General features: G+C 74.8%; 22 protein-coding genes. 8 read left to right on the top strand and 14 right to left on the bottom strand.

Translation table 11 applies throughout. The annotated features are described in order from the left end of the window. Positions 1-3 precede the first annotated feature (3 nt). Positions 4-888, top strand: coding sequence for an SGNH/GDSL hydrolase family protein (locus tag OCU29_RS11835; RefSeq protein ID WP_261820095.1), 885 nt, complete (start codon positions 4-6; stop codon positions 886-888). Here the strand turns inward: OCU29_RS11835 and OCU29_RS11830 are convergent. The 5 genes from OCU29_RS11830 to OCU29_RS11810 form a co-directional block, all read right to left on the bottom strand. Then, a complete protein-coding gene (locus tag OCU29_RS11830; protein ID WP_261820094.1) occupies positions 882-1,469 on the bottom strand; it encodes a copper resistance CopC family protein in 588 nt (195 codons plus the stop codon). The genes OCU29_RS11835 and OCU29_RS11830 overlap by 7 nt on opposite strands. A gap of 77 nt (positions 1,470-1,546) precedes the next feature. Further along, positions 1,547-2,899: a sensor histidine kinase gene (locus OCU29_RS11825; protein WP_261820093.1), complete on the bottom strand. Its 1,353-nt coding sequence runs from the start codon at positions 2,897-2,899 to the stop codon at positions 1,547-1,549. Then, on the bottom strand, positions 2,880-3,566 hold the full coding sequence (locus OCU29_RS11820; RefSeq protein ID WP_261820092.1) for a response regulator transcription factor: 687 nt from the start codon (positions 3,564-3,566) through the stop codon (positions 2,880-2,882). Before OCU29_RS11820 ends, OCU29_RS11825 begins: the two co-directional genes overlap by 20 nt. A gap of 93 nt (positions 3,567-3,659) precedes the next feature. Continuing rightward, complete coding sequence (locus OCU29_RS11815) at positions 3,660-4,592, bottom strand: BTAD domain-containing putative transcriptional regulator (protein WP_179613763.1); 933 nt, start codon at positions 4,590-4,592, stop codon at positions 3,660-3,662. Between the two features lie 198 nt (positions 4,593-4,790). After that, positions 4,791-6,983 carry a hypothetical protein gene (locus OCU29_RS11810; RefSeq protein WP_261820091.1) on the bottom strand — a complete coding sequence of 731 codons (2,193 nt, stop codon included), beginning with the start codon at positions 6,981-6,983 and terminating at the stop codon, positions 4,791-4,793. A 164-nt stretch (positions 6,984-7,147) separates the two neighbouring features. Between OCU29_RS11810 and OCU29_RS11805 the strand changes: the two genes are divergently transcribed. Beyond that, positions 7,148-8,998, top strand: a complete 1,851-nt coding sequence (locus OCU29_RS11805; protein WP_261820090.1) for a copper resistance D family protein — start codon at positions 7,148-7,150, stop codon at positions 8,996-8,998. On the opposite strand, the gene lepB is transcribed toward OCU29_RS11805, so the two are convergent. After that, a complete protein-coding gene (lepB, locus tag OCU29_RS11800; RefSeq protein WP_261820089.1) occupies positions 8,917-9,474 on the bottom strand; it encodes a signal peptidase I in 558 nt (185 codons plus the stop codon). The two genes, OCU29_RS11805 and lepB, sit on opposite strands and share 82 nt — an antisense overlap. Next, positions 9,471-11,084, bottom strand: coding sequence for a multicopper oxidase family protein (locus tag OCU29_RS11795; protein ID WP_261820088.1), 1,614 nt, complete (start codon positions 11,082-11,084; stop codon positions 9,471-9,473). The genes lepB and OCU29_RS11795 overlap by 4 nt, the downstream gene beginning before the upstream one ends. A gap of 311 nt (positions 11,085-11,395) precedes the next feature. On the opposite strand from OCU29_RS11795, the gene OCU29_RS11790 reads away from it, so the two are divergent. Then, complete coding sequence (locus OCU29_RS11790; protein ID WP_261820087.1) at positions 11,396-11,785, top strand: hypothetical protein; 390 nt, start codon at positions 11,396-11,398, stop codon at positions 11,783-11,785. Here the strand turns inward: OCU29_RS11790 and OCU29_RS11785 are convergent. From OCU29_RS11785 to OCU29_RS11765, 5 genes are read right to left on the bottom strand one after another with little or no spacing between them, the layout of a single operon-like run. Beyond that, positions 11,782-13,470 (bottom strand): ABC transporter permease, encoded by a 1,689-nt coding sequence (locus OCU29_RS11785; protein WP_261820086.1) that lies wholly within the window; start codon positions 13,468-13,470, stop codon positions 11,782-11,784. The two genes, OCU29_RS11790 and OCU29_RS11785, sit on opposite strands and share 4 nt — an antisense overlap. Continuing rightward, positions 13,467-14,234 carry a phosphonate ABC transporter ATP-binding protein gene (locus tag OCU29_RS11780; RefSeq protein ID WP_261820085.1) on the bottom strand — a complete coding sequence of 256 codons (768 nt, stop codon included), beginning with the start codon at positions 14,232-14,234 and terminating at the stop codon, positions 13,467-13,469. Before OCU29_RS11780 ends, OCU29_RS11785 begins: the two co-directional genes overlap by 4 nt. Beyond that, positions 14,231-15,157 (bottom strand): putative selenate ABC transporter substrate-binding protein, encoded by a 927-nt coding sequence (locus OCU29_RS11775; protein ID WP_261820084.1) that lies wholly within the window; start codon positions 15,155-15,157, stop codon positions 14,231-14,233. The genes OCU29_RS11780 and OCU29_RS11775 overlap by 4 nt, the downstream gene beginning before the upstream one ends. After that, positions 15,154-16,083 (bottom strand): DoxX family protein, encoded by a 930-nt coding sequence (locus OCU29_RS11770; protein ID WP_261820083.1) that lies wholly within the window; start codon positions 16,081-16,083, stop codon positions 15,154-15,156. Before OCU29_RS11770 ends, OCU29_RS11775 begins: the two co-directional genes overlap by 4 nt. Next, the gene (locus OCU29_RS11765) at positions 16,076-17,194 is read right to left on the bottom strand and encodes a radical SAM protein (protein WP_261820082.1); all 1,119 of its coding nucleotides are present in this window, start codon (positions 17,192-17,194) and stop codon (positions 16,076-16,078) included. The genes OCU29_RS11770 and OCU29_RS11765 overlap by 8 nt, the downstream gene beginning before the upstream one ends. A gap of 114 nt (positions 17,195-17,308) precedes the next feature. Here OCU29_RS11765 and OCU29_RS11760 point away from each other — a divergent pair, with 114 nt between their 5' ends. The 5 genes from OCU29_RS11760 (at position 17,309) to OCU29_RS11740 (ending at position 21,335) form a co-directional block, all read left to right on the top strand. Beyond that, positions 17,309-17,971, top strand: a complete 663-nt coding sequence (locus OCU29_RS11760; RefSeq protein ID WP_261820081.1) for a trans-aconitate 2-methyltransferase — start codon at positions 17,309-17,311, stop codon at positions 17,969-17,971. A 108-nt stretch (positions 17,972-18,079) separates the two neighbouring features. Beyond that, positions 18,080-18,619: a carboxymuconolactone decarboxylase family protein gene (locus OCU29_RS11755; protein ID WP_179613775.1), complete on the top strand. Its 540-nt coding sequence runs from the start codon at positions 18,080-18,082 to the stop codon at positions 18,617-18,619. 37 nt (positions 18,620-18,656) lie between these two features. After that, positions 18,657-19,244: a redoxin family protein gene (locus tag OCU29_RS11750; protein WP_179613776.1), complete on the top strand. Its 588-nt coding sequence runs from the start codon at positions 18,657-18,659 to the stop codon at positions 19,242-19,244. A gap of 10 nt (positions 19,245-19,254) precedes the next feature. Beyond that, a complete protein-coding gene (locus OCU29_RS11745; protein ID WP_261820080.1) occupies positions 19,255-20,160 on the top strand; it encodes a cytochrome c biogenesis CcdA family protein in 906 nt (301 codons plus the stop codon). Next, entirely contained in the window at positions 20,157-21,335 is a 1,179-nt protein-coding gene (locus tag OCU29_RS11740) for a DUF3179 domain-containing protein (protein ID WP_261820079.1), read from the top strand. The genes OCU29_RS11745 and OCU29_RS11740 overlap by 4 nt, the downstream gene beginning before the upstream one ends. A 77-nt stretch (positions 21,336-21,412) precedes the next feature. Here the strand turns inward: OCU29_RS11740 and OCU29_RS11735 are convergent, their stop codons facing one another. Beyond that, entirely contained in the window at positions 21,413-22,666 is a 1,254-nt protein-coding gene (locus OCU29_RS11735) for a sodium:proton antiporter (protein ID WP_261820078.1), read from the bottom strand. Next, on the bottom strand, positions 22,663-23,376 hold the full coding sequence (locus OCU29_RS11730) for a TVP38/TMEM64 family protein (protein WP_179613779.1): 714 nt from the start codon (positions 23,374-23,376) through the stop codon (positions 22,663-22,665). Before OCU29_RS11730 ends, OCU29_RS11735 begins: the two co-directional genes overlap by 4 nt. Positions 23,377-23,397: the final 21 nt, after the last annotated feature.

Below are 23,397 nucleotides of genomic sequence, written 5' to 3'. Positions count from 1 at the left end.
CCCGTGTCCCGTCGCCCCGCCCTGCTCGCCGCCGCCACCACCGCCCTCGCGCTGCTGGCGACGCTCGTGCCCGCCACGGCTCCCGCGCTGGCCGAGACCACGACGGCGGAGCGGGCCGGGGTGCGCTACGTCGCCATGGGCGACTCCTACAGCGCGGCCTCGGGGGTGCTGCCGCTCGACCCGGCCGCGCCGGTGCAGTGCCTGCGCTCGATCCGCAACTACCCCCACGTCATCGCCGAGGCGATCGGCGCCCGCCTCACCGACGTGACCTGCGGTGCCGCCGACACCGGTGACTACCGCGGGTCGCAGTACGACGACGTGCCGCCCCAGCTCGACGCCCTGAGCCGCCGCACCCGCCTGGTCACGATGACCATCGGCGGCAACGACAGCTCGGTCTTCCTCAACTCGATCGTGCAGTGCGGCGCCGCCGGCCTGGCGACGCTGGGCCAGGGCAGTCCCTGCAAGGACGAGTACGGCGACTCCTTCGTCACCACCATCCGCACGACGACCTTCCCGGCCATCCGCAGGGCGCTGCGCGACGTGCAGCGCCGCGCCCCCAGGGCGGAGGTCGCGATCCTGGGCTACCCGTGGATCATGCCGGAGCGGGTGGGCTGCTACCCGTTGATGCCCGTCGCGCGCGGGGACGTGCCCTACCTGCGCACCCTGCAGCGCGTGCTCAACAACGCGGTCAAGCGGGCCGCCCGGGCGACCGGGGCGACGTACGTGAACCTCAACCGGGTCTCCGACGGCCACGACGCCTGCCAGCTGCCCGGCGAGCGCTGGGTCGAGCCGGTGCTGGCCGGCACCAACCCCGTCATCGTGCACCCCAACGCCCTCGGCGAGGAGCAGATGGCGCAGCGGACCCTGGCGGTGCTCGGGCGTCAGTAGTCGTCGTCGGGCTCGAGGGCGCGCACCGCCCGTCCCCGGACACCGACGACGGTCATCACCACGAGCGCCAGCACCCCCGACGCCAGCACGAGCACCACCGTCCCCCGGTCCCAGAGCTCCTCGCCGGGATCGCTGCTCGCGACCTGGAAGGAGCCCGCCGCCCGGCTCGGCGAGCCGGCGTCGCCGTCGGGTGCGACCGCCGCTCCGGTGGCCGTGAACGTGAACGACCCCACGACCGCGTGCCCGTCCGACCCGACCACCCGGTAGCCGACCGAGTGCTCACCGGGGCTCGACACCCGCAGCGCCTGCTCGACGGTGCTGCCCGAGACGACCGCCGCGCCGTGCGAGACGGTCCGGCCGGAGGCGTCCTGCACGACCACCTCGACGTGGTGCGGGTCGATCGGGGTCCCGAAGGCCAGCGCCACCCGCTCCAGCGGGCTGCTGATGGTGTCGCCGTCGCCGGGCGTGCTCGCCACGAGCCCGGTGTGCCCGTGCGCGGGAGCGCCGACCAGGGCGGTGAGCACGACGATCGCGGCCGCCACCGCGACCCGCACCGCCGGTCTGCGCTGCGACTGCTTCATCGTCTCCCCCTGACGTCGTCGACCCAGCCTCCCCGCGCGACCTTGGGGCGGGGTTGACCTCGGGACGCCGGACGCCCTCACCCCGTCACCAGCGCCTCGGGGAAGGCGGCGCTCAGCTCGGTCCCCGCCGGCGACGTCGCCGTGAGGTCCAGCCGACCGCCGAGGTCGTGGACGGCGTCGTGCAGCAGCCGCAGCCCGAGGTGCCCCTCGGTGTCGTCGCCCTGCGGGCGCGCCGGCCCCCGCCCGTCGTCGCTGACCCGGACCAGGACCTGTCCGTCGCGGCGCCGGACGTCGACGTCGAGGTGCTGGGCCCCCGCGTGCTTCACGACGTTGCGCACCCCCTCGCGCACGACCCGGTAGGCCAGGCGGGCGGCGTCCGGCGTGAGCTCCAGGTCGGGGGCGAGCGTGACCCGGGACTCGACACCCGCGGCGGCCGACTCGCTCGCCACGAGCTCCTGGACCGACTCGGCGAGCCCGGCACCGGCGAGATCGGGGGGATGGATGTCGCTCATCAGCCGGCGCAGCTTGGTGACGTCGTCGCGCACCAGGTCGGTGAAGTGGTCGAGGTGTCGGCGCACCCCGGGCGCCTCGTGCTCCGGTGGGAGCGAGCGGGCCACGGCGGGCAGTGCGTAGCCCAGGCCGGCGAGGTCCTGGATGACGCCGTCGTGCAGCGCCGCGGCGATGCGCCTGCGCTCGAGCTCGGAGGCGAGCAGGACGTGCCTGAGCAGGACCGCGCGTCCGCGCTCGGCGCGTCGCACGCGCCGCCCCAGCGCCACGGCGAGCGGCATCACGACGACCAGGAACATCCCCAGCGACCCGACGGCCAGGCCCACGAGGGAGACCACGACCTTCTCGGCGTCGCGCTCCATCTGCTCGGTCGCCAGGTAGGCCTCGACGACCATCTCCTGCCCGTCGTCGTCCCGTGCTCCCACGTAGACCTCCAGCAGCGGCCCCTCGTCCTGCTCCGCGTAGTTCTCCTCGCGCGAGAGCTCCGACACCTCGACCCTTGCCCGGGAGCTGCCCAGCAGCCCGCGTACGTCGTCCGGCAGGTCGAAGCGCTTGCCGACCAGGCGCGCCTGGTTCGACCACAGCACGGTGCCGTCCGCCGCCCACACCTTGACGTGGCGGATGCTGCCGTCCTGCATCCGGTTGCGCATCACCGACGCCAGCCGCTCGCGCGCCGCTGGGTCCCCCTCGCGCAGGTCGCCGTCGACCAGCGGGGAGACCAGCCGGGTGGCCAGCGCCGTGCCGACCGCGCGGGCGCTGTCGAGCGCGCGCTCACGGGCGATCCGCTCGGCGACCACGACCGCGACGCCGGCCAGGAGCAGGGCCGCCAGCACGCTGAGCAGCACGAACCGGGTGACGGCCGAGCGCACCGTGTCGTCGGCCCCCGTCGAGGCCGGGGAGTCCTCAGGCCGGCCCCGGCCCATGGAGGAGTCCGTGTGCCGTGGCGGCCACGACGGCCTCCAGCTGCGAGTGGGCGTCGAGCTTGGCGAGCAGCGACTTCACGTAGCCGCGGCAGGTGTTGACCGTGATGTCCAGGTCCCGGGCGATCCAGCGCACGTCGTGCCCCTGGGCCAGGCGATCCAGGACCGCGCGCTCGCGCGCCGTCAGCCGCGGGACGGGCGACGCGGAGGCCGTGCCGCCACCGCCCTCGCCGACCAGGCGGCGCAGCAGGCTGGGGTGCACGACCAGGCCCCCGGGCCGGGCGGTGCGCAGCACCTCCAGGAGCTCGGGCAGCGACCCGTTCTTGGGCAGCAGCGCGCAGGCTCCGGCGGCTGCCGCTCGCCGCAGGACACCCAGGTCGGCGTACGCGGTGAGGACCACCACGCGCAGGGTGGGCCGCAGCCGCAGCAGCTCCTCGGTCAGGACCAGCCCGTCCTCACCGCCGAGGTTGACGTCCATCAGCACCACGTCGGGGTGGTGCTGCTCGACGAGCCGACGCGCCCGCGCGGAGTCGGTCGCCGTACCGACGCACAGCAGGTCGTCCTCGGTCGCCAGCGCCAGGCTGGTCAGGTCGGTGAAGGTCCGGTGGTCGTCGACCACCAGGACGCGCGACCGGGCCTGGTCCCCCCGTGCCTGTGCTCGTGCCAGCATCGCCACCCCCGTCGGTCATCCGCCAGGCTGGCAGCGGTGACCACCCCGCTTCATCCCCACTATGCGGGGTTCGGGGATCGACGCCGCCGATGCTCAGAAGGCGTCGACCCAGCGGTGGGCGGCCCGCACGACCTCGCCCTCCCGGGGCGGCAGCTCCAGGCCGGGCACCGAGGTCAGGATCTGGCGCAGGAGCCCCACCAGGATCCGCACCTCCTCCGCCCCCGCGGCGTCGTCACGCTCACGGTGCGCACCGGCCTCCCGGGAGGCACCGCCGCGCAGGATCGCCAGGTAGAGGTCGGTGGTCTCCCGGCTGGGCTCGGCGCCCAGCTCGTCGACGAGCAGGTCGCGCAGCTGGGAGAAGCGGTGCAGCGCCTGGGAGCGCCGGCCCGACGCCCACAGCGCGGCCATCATCGTGCGCCACGCGTCCTCCGCGAACTGGTCGGCGCGCACCGCCGTCGTGGCCAGCCGTACGGCGGCCCCGAAGCGCTCGAGCGCCAGCGCGTGCTCGGCGGCCAGGGACGCGGCCTGCGCGAGCTCGTCGCGGAACTCCTCCCGCTCGCCCAGCGCCCACGAGGCGAGGCTCTCGCTGGCCAGCAGCTCGCCCTTCACCAGCGAGAGTGCCGCCTCGAGGGCGGAGAGCGCCGTGGCGTGGTCGTGGGCGGTGTTCACCACGGCCGCGCTGACGAGCGCGCGGAACTGCATCAGGTCCACCTTGACGACGCCAGGGACCACGACGTAGCCGTTGGGGACCGTCATGATCCCGGCCGCCCCGCCGTCGCCGCAGCTGCGCGCCAGCGACCGGCGCAGCACGCAGACGTAGCTCTCCAGCGTCCCGAGGTAGGACCGGGGCGGTCGCCCCTCCCACAGCAGGTCCGCCAGCTTCTCCTTGGACACCGGGGTCCCCGCCGACAGCGCGAGGATCTCCACGATCTGCTGCGGCTTGGGTCCGCCGAAGGCATCGGTCGGCGGCCTCCCGCACCCGCACCCGCACCGCACCGTCGTCGCGCCGAACAGCCGGATCTCCATCGATTGCCACCTCCCCAGCCGGGGTGCGATCGCCCCCGGGCCCCACCAGTCTCGGCAGGCCGGCCGGCTCCCACAGCCCCACTTCTGGGGGCGCCCCCTCCCCCAGAAGTGGCTAGTCCCCGGTCACGGCGTCCCTGGCCCGACGGGCGCACGCACGAGGGCCGCACCCGGGGTGCGGCCCTCGTCGTGGGCGGGACGTCAGCGGGACCGGAAGGCGAACCCGGTGTGCGACCCGCCCATGGTGCTGACGGCGCTGACGGTGCTCTCGCCTCCCGGGGCCACGGTGCCTGCGCCCCGGAAGTCCCAGTCACCGAGGGTGTCCACCTCGGCGAACCCCAGGGTCCGGCCGGTCAGGGTGCCCCCCAGCACCACCGCCACCCGGTGCCCGACGGGGAAGGACGAGGTGCCCCTGACCCGCCACTGCCTGCCGCTGCGGAACTCGCCCGCGGTGATCGTCAGGGTCTCCGCGGCCGGGGAGACGACCACCTCGTCGGTGGACTGCTGCCCGCCCTGGCCGGTCACGGTCAGCCGCAGGACGACCGGGTCCGCCTGCGTCGCGTACTGCGGGTTCGGGCCCGAGGTGTTCGTGGGCAGGGCCATCAGCGGGAAGGTGAACCGGGGGGTGGCGGTGTCCTCCCCGCTGAGGCTGATCTCGGGCCCGCTGACCTGCGACCACGCGTACTCGTCCACGAGGGTGCTGGCGCCCCCGTCGAGCGTCACGCCTGCGCCGCGCCGGACCTCCTGGTCGGACCCCGCGTCGGCCTGGGGAGCGGCCGGCGGTCCCTCGGGGTCGGTACCCGTGACCTCGACGGTCACGACCGCCGGGGCGCTGGTCCCCGCAGGCCCGCTGACCACCAGCTCGAAGGCGAGGGGGCCGGCGGCCTGCGGGGCGTTGAAGGTGGCGACGGCCTGGTCGGCCCCCGAGAGCTCCACCCGGTTGGCGTCGGTGACCGGCACCTCGCCGTCCGCGCCCGTGGCCGGCACCTGCTGCCAGGCGTAGCCGGTGATCGTGCCGGTGGACGACGTCGCGTCGAGCGTGACCCGCTGTGCCGGCGCCGCCACCTCGGGGGTCGCCGTGCCGACGGCCACCGGGGCGTCCGCCTCCAGCCCGGCCCCCGACACCGTCACGGGGGCGCTCGCCTCCCCGCCCTTGTCTGAGGTGACGGTGACCGAGGGCGGCGGGGCCGTCGTCTCGATGACGGCCGTCCCCTCCTGCACGGGCTGGTCCAGCACCGTCAGGGCCGCGGGCGTGGAGTCCTGGTCGCTGGAGGTCGCGGAGACCGTGAGCAGGTCCGCGTCGGCGTCGTAGGTGACCGCGGAGATGGTCACCACGTCGACGAGCCCGATCTCCTTGCGGGCGACCGGCTGGTCGCCGACGTTGGCGACCGTGACGGACTTCCCGTCGGGCGACTGGTCGATGGCGTACCGGCCGAAGTAGCGACTGCCGTCGGACTCCATCCGGGTGGCGACGAACCCGAGCCCGCTGTCCTCGACCGCCAGGGACTGCCCGGCGTCCGAGGTCGCGTAGACGTCGACGAAGCCGGTCCCGTCGGCCCCGACGGTGTACGTGGCGTGGTCGGCCTCGACCCCGGAGTTCACCGCGTGCCGGCCCTGGATCGTGAACAGGTCGGTGCGGGCCAGCTCCACCCAGGCGCCCGACTCGTCCCGGCGCTCGACCGAGACGTAGTTGGTGCCGTAGGGGCTGCCGATCACGGGGTGCTCGACCGCGGGGTCGCCGACGTAGCCCTCGGGCGCGGCCGGGGCGACGTCGGGGTCCCAGGTCAGGAACGGCCCGATCCGGCTGCCCAGCGCCTGCCCGAAGGCCCCCGGCGTGGTCCCGATGTCCTCGGTGTAGTTGATCCCCTCGCCCTCCACGTCGAACTCGTCGGCGCCGTAGGGGTGGGTGACCCGGTAGTGGCCGTCCGCGATCGCCCGGTCCCGGATGCGGACCCGGCCGAAGACCATCTGGTCGCCGTCCACGACCGCCTCGTTGGCCCAGGCTCCCTCGAGGTCGAGGCCGACGCCCATGTCGACCCCGTCCCCGGTGACCGAGGCCGCCGCCAGCTGGTAGAAGAACTCGCCCGGGAAGTTGTCGGGGTAGGACACCGGGGCGTCCGGGTTCGGGACCTCGTCCGGGAGCGTCGCGCACAGCGGGTCGTCGAGGGTCGTGCACGCCTCCAGACGCACGCCGTTGCTGTCGCGGTACCAGGCAGGGAACCCGTGCTCGGCCGTGGGGCCGGCCTCGACGAGGCGCCCGGACCTGGTCAGTGGGCTGCCGTCGGGCCCGGTGGGCGTGACCGGGACGGCGAGCGCGCTCGTGCCGAGCGTCAGCACCAGCAGGCAGGCCAGCGAGCCGGCCACCCAGGTGCGAGATCGTTGCGTGGGGGCCATGGTGCTCAGCTCCTTCTCCGGCCCAGGCCGGTCTCAGTGGGGGAAGTCGTCAGCATCGGGGCCGCACCTTGGATTTTGCTTGCGCGGGGTCCCGGCCCGGGGTCCTGCGCCCGGTCCGCTGCGGACGCAACCGGATCGCAAGGCCGCCCGCCCAGCCTGGGCGCATGAGCACCCGTGCCCGGCCCCGCGACACGTCCACCCACCGCTCGGTGCTGCCCGGCGTGGTCGGCACGAGCGTGGCGGTCGCCGTGGCGGCGATGGTGCTGGCCGGCGGCGGCCCCGAGGAGGTCCCGCCGGGGTTGTCCGACCCGGGCCCCCTCGTGGGCTGGGGTGTCCGGCTCGCCCGGCTGGCCAGCGACCTGGCAGCGATCGCGACCGTCGGGTCGCTGCTGCTCACCGTGGCGCTGCTGCCGGGCCGGTCGGTCGGGCGCGCCGTCCGGTCGTCGGCGACGTGCTGGTCGGTGGCGGCCGCCGTGACGTGGTTCCTCACGACGAGCGAGGCCAGCGGGGTCGCCCCGCGCGACCTCGACGTCGCCACCATGTCGCGCGTGGTCGGCACGCCGCAGGTCTCGGCCGCCGCCTCGGTCGCTCTCCTGGCCGCGGCGCTCGCGGTGGCGGGGGGACGCCCGCGCGGACGCTGGGAGGGACGAGGACTGCTGGGGGTCGCCCTGGGCGCCGCCCTGGCCATGCCGCTCACGGGTCACGTGGCCGGCGGCGAGCCGGGCTCGCAGGCGGCGACCAGCGCCCTGCTCGTCCACGTGCTGGCCGCTGTGCTCTGGGTGGGCGGCCTCGCGGCGCTGGTGCTGCACCTGCGCGGCGACCCGGCGGAGTTGTCGGTCGCCGCCCCGCGCTTCAGCAGGCTGGCCCTGGGGGCCTTCCTCGCCCTCGCCGGCGGCGGGGCGGTCTCGGCGGCCGGGGTGCTCGGACCCCCCGGGCCCGACTGGCTCAGCGGGTACGCCGCCGTGGTGGCGGCCAAGGTCGGGGTCCTCGGGGTGCTCGGGGCGGCCGGCCACCTGCACCGGCGCCGCACCCTGCCCCGCCTGGCGCGGGGTGAGCCGGGCGCCTTCGCGGCCCTGGCGTCGGCCGAGCTGGTGTGGATGGGGGCGGCGGCCGGGTTGGCGGTGGCGCTCTCGCGCACACCGCCACCGGCCGCGCTCGCCCCGAGCGTCGACGACCACGCCGCGTCCTCGACCCCACCCGTGCTCTCGGCCACCGGCGTGCTGACCCAGGCGCGGCCGGACGTCCTCGTCGTGACGGTGCTCGCGGCCGCCCTCGTCTGGTACGTCGCAGCGGCCCGGTCGGCCTCGACGAGCACGGGGTCCCGGTGGCCCGCGCGGCGCACCGTCGCGTTCGTCGCGGGGCTGCTCGTGGTCTTCATGGTGCTGTGCTCCGGGCTCGCCGCCTGGGCGCCCGTCCTGCTCAGCGTGCACCTCGGCAGCCTGGTCGTGCTCCTGGTGGTGGCGCCGACCCTGCTGCTGGCCGGTCGTCCGCTGACCCTCGCCCGGGGCCGGGCCCGGTCACCCGCCCCGCTGGTCGGCGCGTCGGTCGCGTGCGCGGCGGTCCTGCTCGTCCAGGTCGGCCCCGTCCTGGAGACCTCGCTGTCGTCGGCAGGACGACTGGTCGCCGCCGCCCTGGCGCTGGCGATCGGGCTCGCGCTGCTGGCGCCGCTGCTCGACCCGGGGCCCGGTGCAGGGAGGCCGGCCGACGCGGTCGGTGCCGTCGGTCTGGTCGCGCTCGGTCTGGGCGTGCTGGCCGTCCGGCTGCTGGTCGGCGACGGCCTCCTGGCCGCCGACTGGTTCCTGGAGCTGCGGCTGGGCTGGTCGGACCCGCTGCGGGACCAGCGCGTCGCCGGCCTCGTGGTGGCCGCGGCCGCGGGGTGGCTCCTGCTCGTGGGGGCCGAGGAGGCGCTCCGGGGCGCGCACCGCGACGGCGCTCAGGAGCCGGTGCCGGGCCCCGGCGGCCAGAGCCGCACCAGCACCCGGCCCACCAGGTCCTCCTCCGTGACCGGGCCGTAGTCGCGCGAGTCGATCGAGTTCCCGCGGTTGTCCCCGAGCACCACGACCTCCCCCTCGCCGGCGGTCCACACCCGGGTGTAGTAGCCGTCCAGGGGGTCGGTGACCCAGACCTCCTCCTGCGGCTCGCCGTCGACGTGCAGCACGCCGTCCAGGATCGCGACGCGCTCGCCGGGCAGACCCACCACCCGCTTGAGCGTCCGGCCGCCGCCGGGGTCCCGGAACACGACCAGGTCGCCGCGGGCGAGGTCCTCGACGTCCGGCGCCAGCCGCGACACCAGGATGACGTCGCCGGCCTCGAAGGTGGGCATCATGCTGGCCGACGACACCCGCACCGGGACCACGAGGGTCGCGCGGACCACGAGCAGCACGAGCAGGAGCAGGAGCCCGGCGGCGACGGCGTGCCGGTGCGCCAGGACCGGGGCCCGGCGGTCCGGTCGCCGGGCCGCTCCCGCAGGACGCGCCCCGGGCCGCCTCACACCGGCGGCGCGCCGTGGACCGGGTGGTTGGGGTGGTCCTCGCCCAGGTGGACCGTGCCGTCGGCGGCCGCGAGCACGAACTGCCCCATCATGTCGTGGTCCTCGTGCGAGGCGTTGTGGCAGTGCACCATGAAGCGCCCGCCGAGCTCGGCCCCGGCTCCGGCGGGCCCCGTGGAGCGCCCGTCGGGGTAGTGCGAGGGCGCCACGGAGTACTGCACCAGCACCTCGACGATCTCCCCCTCGCCCACGTAGACGACGTCCTTGGGCCCCTTCTCCCAGGGCTGGACCCGGTCCGAGCCGCCGTCGCGGTCGATGATGCGGAAGTCGACGAGGTGGATGTGCATCGGGTGGAACCACCCCCCGGACTTGTTCTCCAGCCGCCAGATCTCCACGTCCCCGGGGCGAGGGGGGTCCCCGCGCTCGTCGAGGAAGAGGTTCCACCTCGCGGCCTGCACGTCCTCCCAGCTCGTCTCGTTGAGCAGGAAGACGTTGGTGTCGTCGTCGCGCTCGAGGTCGATGTCGCGGGTCCGGCGCGCCGCCTCGACCGGCACCGACATGATCGGGTGCAGCTCCTCGGGCGGAGGCGTGACGACCTGGTTCCAACGGGTGTCCGTGGGCTCGGAGGTCACGCGCAGCTGCATCACCTTGTCGGTGTGCTTGAAGTCCCGGTTGTTCTTGTTGCTGGAGTTGAGCAGCTCCACGACGTCACCGACCCGGCAGGAGCCGAGGTCCACCATCATCTCGTAGCGCTCGGCGCTGGCGTGGCGCCAGCTGGTGACCTGCTGCGGGACCGTGAGCCCGCCGTCGGTCGCGACCACCCAGGTGGGCAGCGTGCGCCTCGTGCGCTTGTTGACGAACCTCAGCGTCATCGACCGGGACAGCGTGCCCATCAGGATCCGGAAGCGGTAGAAGCGACGCTCCACCTCGTGGTAGGGCCACGGGACCCCGTTGACCATGATCACGTCGCCGTAGAGACCCGAGTGGTCGCGGTCCATGTGCGTCAGCGACCCGTCCTTGGCGAAGATCGCGTCGTGGACCGTGAGCGGCACGTCGTAGCGCTCCTGCGGCAGGTTCGCCTTCTCCCAGTCGTTCTGGATGTGGTACTGCGCCATCAGCCCGCTGTAGATGTTCTGCGCCGTCTTGTGCACGGCGTGGTCGTGGTACCAGATCGTGCGCGGGCCCTGGTGGTTCGGGTACCAGTAGTCCTTGTAGTGCCCGGGCTGGGTGACGTCGTCGGCGTAGCCGTCGTACTGCGGCAGGGTCGCGGAGCCGTGCAGGTGCACCGACGTGCCCATCGCGTGGCCGAAGTCGGGGTGCACCGGGGGCAGGTCGTTGTGGACCCGCAACCGCACCCGGGTGTGCTGGTCGACCTTGATGAGGGAACCGGTGAAGGTCGGGGTGGCCCCCACCGGTGCATACCCCATGAGCCCGGTCGCTCCAGCACCGTCGTCGAGGAGCTGGCCGGTGTAGGCCTGCTCGCTGATCTCGTAGAGCAGGTAGTCCCCCGCCTCGTCGCTCGCGGGCACGGGGACCAGCGGAGTCTGCATCGGCAGCCGTCGCGCGAACCTGGCTGGTTTGCGCGAGGTGCTGATCCAGTCCTTGGTGCTCACACCCTCACCGAAGGGGACCGCGGTCCCCACTGCTGCCACGCCCAGCCCCAGCCCCCCGTAGGCGAGGACCTGGCGTCTCGTCAACGCCGTCATCGCTGATTCCCTCCCTCGGGCACCGCGTCCCCGGTGCACCGCGCACGAGACTGCTCCCCCGGCCTTGGGCATTCCTTGGGGTCGAGGGGCCGCGTCGAGCACCCGCCGGGGCCCGGAGGACCGGCCCTCGAGGCGTTGACCGGTTGTTGACGCAGCGGTCGCACCCTGCCCCCCTTCGAGGCCGGCACGCGGCCTCACCGGGAGCTGAGGAGCCCCCCATGACGCGAACCAGACGCGGCCTCGTGGCCGCAGTGACCAGCCTGGCTCTGACCGGGGCGGCCGCCGGCGCGGCGGTGGCCGGCGACGACGACGTGCTGCGACGAGGCTCGTGCACCGGCGCCACCGACTGGAAGATGAAGGCGGGTCCGGACGACGGCCGGATCGAGGTCGAGGCCGAGATCGACAGCAACCGGGTGGGACAGACCTGGCGGTGGGTGCTGCGCCACGACGGCGCCGTCGTCGCCCGCGGCAAGAGCAGGACCAAGGGGCCCAGCGGTTCCTTCGAGGTGGAACGCCGCACCGCCGACCACAAGGGCACCGACTCGTTCCGGTTCAAGGCGAAGCACCAGGGCTCCGGCGAGCGCTGTGTGGGCCGCGTGCGGCTCTAGGCGGCGAGGGCGCGGCGGATGCGGCGCCCCACCAGCTCGGCGGCCACCGAGACGACGAAGGAGGCGATCAGCAGGGTGGTGACGGCCGGGAAGCGGAACGCGTTGAGGTTCTCCTGGAGCAGCCGCCCGAGGCCGGCGGCGCCGACCACCCCGACGATGGCGGTGTCGCGGACGCAGATCTCGAAGCGGTAGAGCGTGTAGGTCACCAGCGGCTGCACGCCCGCCGGCACGGTCGCGGCGAGCCCCGCCAGCGGCCGCGGCACCCCGACGTCCTGCAGCGCGGCGCGGGGGCGCAGCGGCACCGACTCCCAGGCCTCGGCGACCAGGCGGCCCAGGATGCCGCCGGTGTAGAGGCCCAGCGCCACGGCGCCGGGCAGGATGCCGGGGAAGAGGGCCAGCAGCGCGACCACCGCCCACACGGTCGGCGGCACCGAGCGCAGCACCAGCAGGAGCAGCCGTGCGACGGCCCACCCGGCCCAGCGCAGCGGCCCGGCGCCGCTGCCGTCCTGGTCGCGACGCGGCCGCGAGGCCAGGGGGCCGATGGCCAGCGTCAGCGCGACCGCGAAGGCCATCGCGAGCACTGCCATCGCGATGGTGTCGAGCACGCCCGCGCTCAGCGTCGCCCAGCCGCCCGGCGGCAGGGCCGGCGGCAGCAGGTCGTCGCCCAGGCGCACCGACAGCTCGCGGGTGCGCTCGGAGAAGAGCCCGGCCCAGGAGACGTCGGCGTACCACCACGCGACCACGAGCATCGGCAGCAGCGCCCACCCCGACCAGCGCACCCACCGCGAGCCGGACGCGGTCGCGCCGGTGCGCCCGCTGGACCAGTCCGAGCAGCTGGCCACGGCCAGGCCGGTGCGCACCCGGGTGCTCCAGAGGTCGACCACCGCCGAGAGCAGCAGCACGGCGCCGATGAGGGTCCAGACCTCGTCCCAGTTGCGCGACTGCAGGCTCACCACGAGCTCCTGGCCCAGCCCGCCCACGCCGACGACGCCCAGGATCACCGCCGAGCGGATCGCGCACTCGAGGCGGTAGAAGGAGTAGGACAGCAGCAGCGGCAGCGCCCCGGGCAGCAGCCCGTAGGCCAGCGCCGGCACCGGGCGCGCCCCCGCGACGCGCAGCGCCTCCAGCGGGCCCCGGGTGGTCAAGTCGAGGGTGTCGGCGAAGACCTTCGCGGTCTGGGCACCGAAGGGCACCGCGATGGCGATCACCGCCACCAGCGGGTCCAGGCCCAGCACGCTGACCAGCAGCAGCGCCCACACCAGCTCGTGGATCGAGCGGGCGGCCACGAGCACCCCCCGCAACGGCACGCGCACGACGCCCACCCACCGGCCGGGGCGCTCACCCCAGGCGACGTCGCTGAGCACCAGCCCGCCCACGGCACCGAGCACGAGCGCCCCGGCGGTGCCCAGCAGGGCGAAGGCGACGGTCACCAGCAGCGCTCGCCACACGACCGCCAGGAACTGGGCGTCGAGAGCGGGGTCGAGGGCCTTGCCGAGCAGGTCGTCGACCAGGCCCAGCCCTCCGGTGTTGACCAGGTCGACGCCCCCGCCCAGGGTCCGCGCCGAGGCCCACAGCAGCGGCACGACGACCACGGCGAGCGCCAGGAGGCGCCGTCCCCAGACGGTCCGCCCGGTGGTGCCCCGCCGCGCCGTGGTGCGCGTCGCGGGTCGGTCGAGGGTGGTCATGTCAGGACGTAGAGGTCCTCGAGGTGGTGGTCGGCGAGGTCGGCGGCCGCGACGTCGAAGGCGACGCGGCCCTCGCGCAGGCCGATGGCCCGGGTGCAGTGCTCGCGGGCCAGCGCCGGCTGGTGCAGGCTGACCACGAACGTGGGTGCGTCCGCGCCGGTGGCCCCACCGACCTGGGTCAGCAGCCGCAGGATCTCCGCGGCGCGGGCCGGGTCGAGGCTCGAGACCGGCTCGTCGGCCAGCACCAGCTCGGGACGCTGCAGCAGCAGGCGCGCGATGGCGACGCGCTGCCGCTCGCCGCCGCTGAGCCGCTCGGTGCGCTCGTGGACGGCCCAGCCCAGGCCGACCTGCTCCAGCACCGCGCGGACCTCGGACATCCCGACCGGCCAGACGAGCGAGCGCAGCGCGGTGGCCGTGCTCATCCGGCCCAGGCGACCGGCGTTGACGTTGTGGGCGACCCGCACCTGCTCGACGAGGTCGAGGCGCTGGTGGACGGTGCCGATGCGGGCCCGCAGGCGGCGCAACGGCCGGGGGCCCAGCTGGTCGGGGCGCTGCCCGAGCAGCTCGACGGTGCCCTCGCTGGGCCGCACCGATCCGTTGAGCAGGCTCAGCAGGGTGCTCTTGCCGGCACCGCTGGAGCCCAGCAGAGCGACCCGCTCGCCGTGGTGGACGTCGAGGTCGATCCCGGCCAGGGCGGCCCGGTCGCCGAAGGTGCGCGAGACCCCGGTGAGCCTGACGACCGGCGCAGCCCCGGCCTCGTTCACGCCAGCAGCCCCAGGTCCTTCGCGACCGCCTCGATCTGGTCGTAGTTCTCGTTCTCGGTCGGCACGAAGGAGGTGGCCCCGAAGAGCTCGAGGATGGCCGCGTCGTCGGGGTCGGCGGGGTCGAGGTCGTAGAGCATCTGCGCGATCGCCTCGGTGGTGCCCTCGCCGAAGGTCTCGTCGAGGTCGGGGCGCACCAGCCAGTGGTAGTCGGCGTACCCCGGCGTGCGCCACAGCACCACCACGTCGGAGAGGTCGACCTCGCCGGCCTCGACCGTCGCCTCCCAGACCTGCTCGTTGACCGCGCCCACCTCGTAGCTGCCGCTGGCGACGGCCTCGATGGTCGCGTCATGAGAGCCGCTGTAGCCCGGCTCGCCCTGGAGGTCGGCGACCTCGAGCCCGGCCTGCTCCATGAAGTACTGCGGCATCAGCCGGCCCGACGTGGAGGTGTCGGAGCCGAAGGTCAGGCTGTGCCCCTCGAGGGCGGTGAGCCCCTCGGTGTCGTCGAAGGGCTCGATGCCCGAGGCCTTGGTGGCGATGAAGAGGCTGTGGAAGTCGGCGTCGATGTCGCGCTGGGCGATGGCCTGGGCGCCCTCGACGCGGCTGCGGGCCTGGACTCCGGTCAGCCCGCCCATCCAGGCCAGGTGGATGTCGCCGACCTCGAAGGCCCGCACCACGGCGGTGTAGTCGGTGACGGCCTCGTAGGAGACCTCGAGGCCGGTGGCGTCGGCGACGGCGTCGGCGACCAGCCCGTAGAGCCGGTTGAGCTGCTCGGGGTCCTGGTCGGGGATCGCGGAGATGCCCAGCACGGGGGCCGAGCCCTCCGTGCCCGCCGCTGCCGAGGCGTCGTCGGCGTCGTTGCCGCAGGCGGTGAGGAGCAGCAGGCCGGCGGTGCCGCCCAGCAGGGCGCGGCGGGTGGGGTTCATCGATGACGTCCTTCGGTGGGGGCGGAGGGAGCGACCCCCGGGCGGGGGCCCGTGGGCAGGCGGTCGGCGAGCGCGACCACGGCCAGGATGACGAGCACGGCGACGCTGGTGGCGTTGCCGCCGAGCCAGGGGTCGGTGAAGCCGATCTGGACCCGCAGCAGCAGGGCGGCGGCCACTGCGAGGCCGGCGGCGGCGGGCGCGGCCACGCGCACGCCCTGCGCGGCGGCCAGCAGGCCGACGCCCACGACCAGCACGACCAGCCCGCCGAGCAGGTTGTAGACGCCGAGGCTGATCGACAGGTCCACCGAGCGCAGGCCCGGGCCGCGGGAGGCCAGCGGGTCGTCGAGGGAGCCGATCACGCTGAAGAGGCCGACCACGACGGCCAGCGCGCCCCACGCACGCTGCAACCCGGCGAGGACGGCCACCCGGGCGCGGACCGCGTCGACCGAGAAGGCACGGCCCGAGGAGCCGACGACCAGGGCCACGTGGGCGGCGATCATCAGCCAGTACGACCAGGGCCACTCCTCGGGTGCGTAGGCCACCGAGAGGGCGATCGCCACCGACTGCGCGATCCCGAGCAGGGCCGCGGCGCGCACGTAGGTGCCCGAGACCAGCAGCACCGCGAGCGCGGTCTCGGCCGCCAGCACCAGCCAGCCGAACGCCGAGATGTTGGGCAGGATCAGGTTCTCGACCAGCCACGAGTACGGCGGCAGCACCGGGTGGTCGACGGCGAAGCCGGTGAACTTGTAGAGCCCGTTGCCGGAGTCGCGGCCGAAGTCGGCCGGCACCTTCCAGGCCACGTTGTAGAGCCACATCAGGCCGACGGTCACCCGCAGGAACGCCAGCCCGACCGCCTGGCGGCGGGGGACCTCGTCGGTGTCGGGGGCCAGCACCCAGCCGACCAGCGCGCGCAGCGTGTCAGGCACAGCGGAACACCTCTCGTCCGGTGGCGGCCGCGGCGTCCTGCACCGCGACGGTGTCGCGCATGACCCCGATGACCTCGCTGACCGGCAGCGGGTGGTCGGCGATGCGCATGTGCGGGTTGGTGACCGCGACCGGGTGCCACCAGGCGCCGTCGACGGTCAGGGTCGGCTCGGGCTCGAGGTTGTCGATCGAGACGTGGATCCCCTGGTCGGCGAATCCCTCGGCGGCCACCGGGCGGATCACCCGGTCCTCCGGGGCGATGTCGAGCTGGTCGAGCCGCCGGTGCAGGGCCTCGACGCCCGCGGGGTCCTCGTCGTACAGCGTGGCGGCGATGCGGACCCGGAAGCCGAGGGAGGAGGCGAGCTCGATCCCGTCGAGGGCCTTGCCCCACGTGCCGGCGCCGCGCTGGCGGTCGTGCAGGTCGGGGGTGGCGCTGTCCAGGCTGACCTGCAGGGCGACCGAGCGGTCGAGGCCCTCGAGGATCTCGCGGCGCCGCCCGCGGCCCAGGATCATCGCGTTCGTCAGCACGGTGCGCTCGAGCCCGGCGGCAGCCTCGACGAGTCCGTCGAGCTCGGGGTGCATGAACGGCTCGCCGCCGGTCAGGAAGACCTCCTTGCCGCCCATCGCGGCGAACTCCTCGAAGGCCGCCTCGGCGGTCTCCACCGGGAAGCGCCGCGCCTCCGCCCTGGGCGAGGACTGCGCGCAGCAGTAGTCGCAGGCCAGGTTGCAGTCGAAGTTGGTGTAGACCCACAGCCGCTCGCCGACGGGAGTGCTCTTGCCGGTGGTGAAGACGGTGGCCGGCGCACCGGACTTCTCCACCACGAACCACCACGGGCCCTGCTCGGACTCGGCGTGCGCGACCTCGACGCTGTGCCCGACCAGGTCGGCCCAGGCCGGCAGGTCGACGGTGACGCTGCGCTCGGCGCTGCGGATGCCGAGGTGCCCGCCGTCGTCGAGGCGGCGCATGTTGCGCGTGATCAGCAGCAGCAGCCCGCTGCCGCAGTCGAGGTCGCCCCCGTCGATCAGGCGTGCCACCGGCCCGGCCGGCGTGGACACGTGGTCCCGGCCCGGCTCCGGGAGCACGGTGGTCAGGACGGCGTCCGAGTGGCTCATCCTGTTCACCCTACGTGCGTGAGGTGACGACGGTCACAGTGCAGGCCGCGGCGTCGGTAAAGGTTCGGCCGCGCGCGGGTGCCGGCCCGGCCGGGCGGGCGTACGTTCCTTGCCATGAGCAGCGACAGCGGCACCGAGGAGATGTGGCGGCCCGAGGACGCCGATGCGCGGCGCGACTACTGGGAGCACGTGCACGACGGCAAGGACGTCGACGGCGTCTCGTGGTGGCAGTCCGTGCCGGGGCTGTCGCTCGGACTGGTCGACGACACCGGGGTGGACCCCGCCGACCCGGTCATCGACGTGGGCGCCGGCTGGTCGACGCTCGCCGACCACCTGCTGGAGCGCGGCTTCACCGACGTCACCGCCATCGACCTCTCGCGCACCGCGCTCGACACCGTGCGCGAGCGGGTGGGCGACCTGGGCCGCCACCTGACCCTCGACGTCGCCGACGTGCTCGACCTCGACACCGGCCGGCAGTACGCCCTGTGGCACGACCGGGCGGTCTTCCACTTCCTGACCGAGCAGGACGAGCGCGACGACTACCGCGCCTCGCTGGCACGCTGCCTGCGGCCCGGCGGCTGGTTCGTGATCGCCACCTTCGGCCCCGACGGGCCGACCACCTGCAGCGGCCTGCCGATCGTGCGCTACACCCACGACGAGCTGGCCGCCGAGTTCCCCGGCTACGAGCTGCACGGCACCGCCGGCGAGGACCACCTGACACCGTGGGGCACCAACCAGCAGTTCACCGCGGTGCTGCTGCGCGCACCGGGAGCCTGAGCCGCACCGCGCGGTGCGGCGCGGCGCGGCGTCCGGGGAATGTCTGGACCACCACGCAGGTTGGCCCAGGGTCCGAGGAACGATCCCCGCACACCCCAGGAGGCCTCCGTGCCCCGCATCCCCGTCCACACCGTCGACTCCGCCCCCGCCGCCAGCACCGACGCGCTGAAGCAGCTGGAGTCGAAGTTCGGCAAGGTCCTCAACATCCACGGCGGGATGGCGCACTCCCCCGCCGTGCTGCTCTCGTACGCCGCCCTCGGCGACGTCATCGCCGAGCACGCGACCCTCGACGGGAAGACCCGGGAGGCCATCGCCCTGGCCGTCGGCGCCGAGGACGAGTGCACCTACTGCCAGTCCGCGCACACCGGCGGGGGCAAGGCGGCCGGCTTCAGCGACGAGGAGATGGTCAACATCCGTCGCGGCAAGGCCGACGACGCCGAGCTCGACGCGCTGCTGCGCCTGGCCCGCGACTACACCGCGCAGGTCGGCCACACCAGCGACGCGGCCTGGCAGGACGCCATCGACGCCGGCTGGAGCGACGAGCAGCTCACCGAGCTGTCGGTGCACGTCACGCTCAACCTGTTCACGAACTACTTCAACCACCACGTGCACACCGAGCTCGACGTGCCCGAGGCCCCGGCGCTCTGACGCCTCCCCGTGTGGTGGTCCGGCCTACGCTGGGACGATGACCACCACCGCGCGACGACGGGCGGCCCGCCTCTGGGCGGGCCCCCTGCTCGCGCTCTCCCTCGTCGGCTGCGGCACCACCTCCGCCGACGACGTGGCGGCGACGACCGGCACGAGCCCTGCCGAGGCCGAGTCGCAGCCGCAGGAGCCCCAGGAGTCGCAGCAGCAGGACCTGCCGGCGCTGTACGACGTCTCCTCGCGCACCGTCGGCGGTGCCGACTGGTCGGGCGCCGAGATGGCGGGGCGCCCGGCGGTGCTGTGGTTCTGGGCGCCGTGGTGCCCCACCTGCCGGGCCCAGGTCTCGGGCGTCAACGCGCTCGCGCAGACCCACGGCGACGACGTCGCGCTGGTCGGGGTGGGCGCGCAGGACGACGCCGACGCCATCGCTGGGTTCGCCGCCGACGTCGACCCCGGGGTCACCTCCCTCTCCGACGTCGACGGCAGCGTGTGGCGCCACTTCGGCGTCACCGCCCAGAGCACCTACGTCGTGCTCGACGCCGACGGCGAGGTGCGGGGCGAGGGCTACCTCGACGAGGCCGAGCTGGGCGAGCTGGTCGACGAGCTCGTCGCCGAGCAGGCCGGCTGAGGCGAGGGCCGTGTCCGAGGGCCTGCTCGCCGTCGCCCTCGGGGCCGGGATGCTGGCGGCCGTCAACCCCTGCGGCTTCGCCCTGCTGCCGGCGTACGTCTCGCTGCTCGTCGCGGGCGACGACTCCCCCGACCGCGGCCGGGCGGTGCTGCGTGCGCTCGGGCTGACCGGTGCGATGACCCTCGGCTTCTCGGGGGTCTTCCTGGCCTTCGGGCTGGCGGTGGCACCGGTGGTCGGGCAGGTGCAGCGGCACCTGCCGTGGGTGACCGTGGTGCTGGGGCTGACCCTCCTGCTGCTCGGCGGCTGGCTGCTGGCCGGTCGCTCGCTGCGGCTGCCGTCGCTGCGGCTCTCGCGCCGCCCGCGCGGGCCGGCGCCGCTGCGCCGCTCGTTCTGGTCGATGGCCGGCTTCGGCGCCGGCTACGCCGTGGCCTCGCTGTCGTGCACCGTCGCGCCGTTCCTGGCCGTCGTGGTCGCCGGCTTCCGCACCGACTCGGTCCTCGAGGGCGTCGTCCTCTTCGCGGCGTACGCCGCGGGCATGGGCGCGGTGGTCGGCACCCTGGCCGTGGCCACCGCCCTGGCCTCGCCGACCACCGTGCAGCGGCTGCGCCGCTCGGGGGCGTGGGCGCCGCGGGTGGCCGGGCTGGTGCTCCTCCTGGCCGGCGCGTACGTCGCCTACTACGGCTGGTGGGAGCTGCGGGTCCTCGGCGCCGACGCCGGGAGCGTCGCGGACGCGGCCGACGACCCGGTCATCGCGGCCGCCGCGGCGGTGCAGCAGGCGCTCGTCGACGTCGCGACCGCGGTCGGGCCCGGCGGGTGGGCGCTGCTGCTCGGCGCGCTCGTCGTGGCCGGGCTCCTCGTCTCGCGCGCCCGGTCGCGGGCCGCTCGTCCGTCCCGCCCGCAGGAGGCGCGCCGATGACGCCCCGGGCGGCCGGCGTACCGGCCCTGGTCCTGACCGGGGCCCTGCTGCTGGCCGCCTGCGGCTCCGACCCCGATCCCGCGACGCCGGCCACCGGGGCCGACCCGAGCGCCTCCGCGGGCGCGGTCGGCGGCTCCGCGCTCGACGACCTGCGCGACCCGGCGTTCCCCGAGCCGCTGCTCCCCCTCGAGGACCTGCTCTCCGGCGGTCCCCCGCCCGACGGCATCCCCGCGATCGACGACCCGCAGCACGAGCAGGTCGCCGACGTCGACTGGCTCGAGGACGACGAGCCCGTGCTCAGCCTCACCGTCGGCGAGGAGACCCGCGCCTACCCGCTGCGGGTGCTGACCTGGCACGAGATCGCCAACGACGTCGTCGACGGCGTCCCGGTCGCGGTCACCTACTGCCCGCTGTGCAACTCCGGCGTCGCCTTCGAGCGCACCGTCGAGGGCGAGGAGACGACGTTCGGGGTCTCCGGGCTGCTCTACGCCGACAACCTGGTGATGTTCGACCGGGCCACCGAGTCGCTGTGGCCGCAGCTGACCGGGGTGGCGGCGGTCGGGGTGCGCACCGGCACCGCGCTGCGCAGCATCCCGATGGGCACCGTCGGGTGGTCGCAGTTCCGCGAGGAGCACCCCGGCGCGCTGGTGCTGAGCCGCGACACGGGCCACGACCGCGACTACGGCCGCAACCCCTACGTCGGCTACGACGACCCGGGTTCCGACCCGCTCTTCGAGCTGCCCGGCGAGCCCGACGACCGGCTGCCCCCGAAGTTCCGCGTGGTCGGGGTCGGCACCGGTGCGGACGCGGTGGCCGTGGAGCGCGGCCGGCTCGCGACCGCCGGCGTCGTCCGCGTCGACGTGGGCGACCGCCCGGTCACCCTGTGGCACCTGCCGGGCCAGCGCTCGGCCCTCGGCGCCGCCGCGATCGACGAGGGCGCCGAGATCGGCACCGTCGCCGCCTTCGTCGCCCGTCTCGACGGGCAGGAGGTGGCCTTCGAGCGCGACGCCGCGGGCCGGGTCGTCGACGTCGCCACCGGCTCGACGTGGAACGCCTTCGGCCGCGCCACCGACGGCCCCCTCGCCGGGCGCCGGCTGCGCCCGGTGGTGCACCTCGACACCTTCTGGTTCTCCTGGGTGGCCTTCCAGCCCGAGACCGCCCTCGTCCAGCCCTGACCCGGCGCACATCTCTCACCCACCCGGCGCATATCTCTCGCCCACCCGGCGCATATCTCTCGCCGACCCGGCGCGTCTCAGCGACCCAGCCGGCGCCTCGTCGGCATCTCGGCGGCGTCACCGTGCTCGGCGCGGTCGCGACCCAGCCGGTCCAGCCGGCGCGCCAGCCGCCCCGACCAGGTCGAGGCGCTGAGCCCGTGCAGCACCACGCTGAGCAGCACCGTCAGGCACGCGACCTCGAAGACCTCCTGCCCCGCCGGGCCGCTCACCTCCTCCACGACCATCAGGGCGAACAGGATCGAGGCGAGGCCGCGCGGGCCGAACCAGCCGAGGAACAGCCGGGGCTCGACCAGGGTCCGCGACCCCAGGAGGGCGACCAGCACGGGCAGCACCCGCACCACGGTCAGCGAGCACACGGCGTACGCCGCGGTGCGCCAGGTGACCTCGTCGAGCACCGGCCCCACCAGCACCGCACCGAAGACCAGGAACGTGGTGACGGTCAGCAGCTCGCCCTCGTCCTCGGAGAAGTCCTGCACGTGCTCGCAGTGCGCGCGCGCCACGTGCCCGAAGGCCAGCCCGGCCACGAAGGCGGCGATGAAGCCGTTGCCGCCCAGCTGCACCGCCCCGGCGTACGCCGCTGCCACCACGGCCAGTGCCGCGAGCTGGCGGTAGACACCCTCGACGGCACCGGCTCGGGCCCGCCGGTCGAGCAGCCACCCGCCGGCCAGCCCGGCGACCACGCCCATGCCGACGCCGAACCCGATCTGGCTCAGCGCCAGGCTCCACCACCCGTCGGTCGCACGGGCGCCCTCCTCGGCCACCACGACCGCCAGCAGCACCGTCACCACGGGCAGGGCGATGCCGTCGTTGAGCCCGCTCTCGACGTTGATCGCCTGCCGGATGCGCACCGGCAGGCGGGGGTCGCTGACCACGGCCTGACCCAGCGCGGCATCGGTGGGCGCCAGCACGGCGGCGAGCAGCGCGGCCTCGAGCAGCCCCAGCCCCGGCAGCAGCAGGGCTCCCACGGCGGTGCCGGCCAGGATCGTCAACGGCAGACCCACACCGAGCAGGCGCACCGGCAGCCCCAGGTCGCGCCGCAGCGCGCGCAGGTCGATGCGGATGGCGTCGGTGAAGAGCACCAGCGTGAGGGTGACCTCGACGAGGAGCGTGACGGCCTCGCCGTCGAGCTCGAGGTCGACAACGCCGGCGGCGCCGGCGAGCAGCCCGACTCCCGTGAAGACCATCGGCGCGGTGATCGGCGACAGGCTCAGCCGCGACGACACCATCGCGTAGGCCAGCAGGGTCAGGGCCAGGGCCAGCAGCTCGGTCACGAGCCGACCTGGGAGCGCTCGATGGGGCCGTCGGTGGGGCCGCGCCGCAGCATCCGTCGGCCGACGAGCGTCGCGACGACGGCCAGCGCGACGAAGACGGCGAGCCCGACCGAGAGGCGCCCAGGGCTGGTGCCGAACGCACCGAGCGCTGCGTAGGCGACGGTGCCGGGCACCATGCCGACCGCGGTGCCCAGCAGGTAGGCCGCCAGGCCGACCGGCACCAGGCCCGCGGCGTAGTTGATCGCGGTGTAGGGCAGCACCGGCACCAGCCGCACCGCCACCACCGCGACCAGCCCGTGCTCCCTCATCAGCGCGTCGACCCGGTCGAGGCGACCCCCGATGATCCGGTCGACGGCTGCACGTCCCAGCAACCGGCTGAGCCCGAATGCGACCAGCGCGGCCAGCATCGCGGCGGCCCATGCCAGCACCGCGCCGACGGCGAAGCCGAAGAGCACTGCACCCAGGGCCGTCATCAAGCCCTTGGGCGTGGGCAGCAGCGCGAGCGCGGCGTACCCCACCACGAAGACGAACGGACCCCAGGCGCCGGCGTCCTCCACCCGCTCGCGCAGCGCGTCGACCTCGGGCACCCGACCGGTCACCCAGGCCACCAGGAGCAGGAGGACCAGCACCGCCAGCAGCCCGAGGCGTACGACGCTGCCGCGCCCGAGGCTGCGCGTGGCGGGCTGCGTGTCGTCGCCGGTCGGGTGCACCCCGCCACGCTAGCCCCCTGG

This window comes from Nocardioides sp. OK12 (assembly GCF_024341885.1).
Classification (GTDB): Bacteria; Actinomycetota; Actinomycetes; order Propionibacteriales; family Nocardioidaceae; genus Nocardioides; species Nocardioides marinisabuli.
The sequence above is the reverse complement of the archived record's forward strand: the minus strand, read 5'-3'. Positions and strand labels throughout refer to the sequence as shown.

Coding starts and splice junctions, on each gene's coding strand:
- OCU29_RS11760 (WP_261820081.1), top strand. CDS start 17,309: ATGAGCAGCGACAGCGGCACCGAGGAGATGTGGCGGCCCGAGGACGCC.
- OCU29_RS11740 (WP_261820079.1), top strand. CDS start 20,157: ATGACGCCCCGGGCGGCCGGCGTACCGGCCCTGGTCCTGACCGGGGCC.
- OCU29_RS11825 (WP_261820093.1), bottom strand. CDS start 2,899: ATGGGCCGGGGCCGGCCTGAGGACTCCCCGGCCTCGACGGGGGCCGAC.
- OCU29_RS11750 (WP_179613776.1), top strand. CDS start 18,657: ATGACCACCACCGCGCGACGACGGGCGGCCCGCCTCTGGGCGGGCCCC.
- OCU29_RS11805 (WP_261820090.1), top strand. CDS start 7,148: ATGAGCACCCGTGCCCGGCCCCGCGACACGTCCACCCACCGCTCGGTG.
- OCU29_RS11775 (WP_261820084.1), bottom strand. CDS start 15,157: ATGAACCCCACCCGCCGCGCCCTGCTGGGCGGCACCGCCGGCCTGCTG.
- OCU29_RS11765 (WP_261820082.1), bottom strand. CDS start 17,194: ATGAGCCACTCGGACGCCGTCCTGACCACCGTGCTCCCGGAGCCGGGC.
- OCU29_RS11830 (WP_261820094.1), bottom strand. CDS start 1,469: ATGAAGCAGTCGCAGCGCAGACCGGCGGTGCGGGTCGCGGTGGCGGCC.
- OCU29_RS11815 (WP_179613763.1), bottom strand. CDS start 4,592: ATGGAGATCCGGCTGTTCGGCGCGACGACGGTGCGGTGCGGGTGCGGG.
- OCU29_RS11820 (WP_261820092.1), bottom strand. CDS start 3,566: ATGCTGGCACGAGCACAGGCACGGGGGGACCAGGCCCGGTCGCGCGTC.
- OCU29_RS11790 (WP_261820087.1), top strand. CDS start 11,396: ATGACGCGAACCAGACGCGGCCTCGTGGCCGCAGTGACCAGCCTGGCT.
- OCU29_RS11785 (WP_261820086.1), bottom strand. CDS start 13,470: ATGACCACCCTCGACCGACCCGCGACGCGCACCACGGCGCGGCGGGGC.
- OCU29_RS11810 (WP_261820091.1), bottom strand. CDS start 6,983: ATGGCCCCCACGCAACGATCTCGCACCTGGGTGGCCGGCTCGCTGGCC.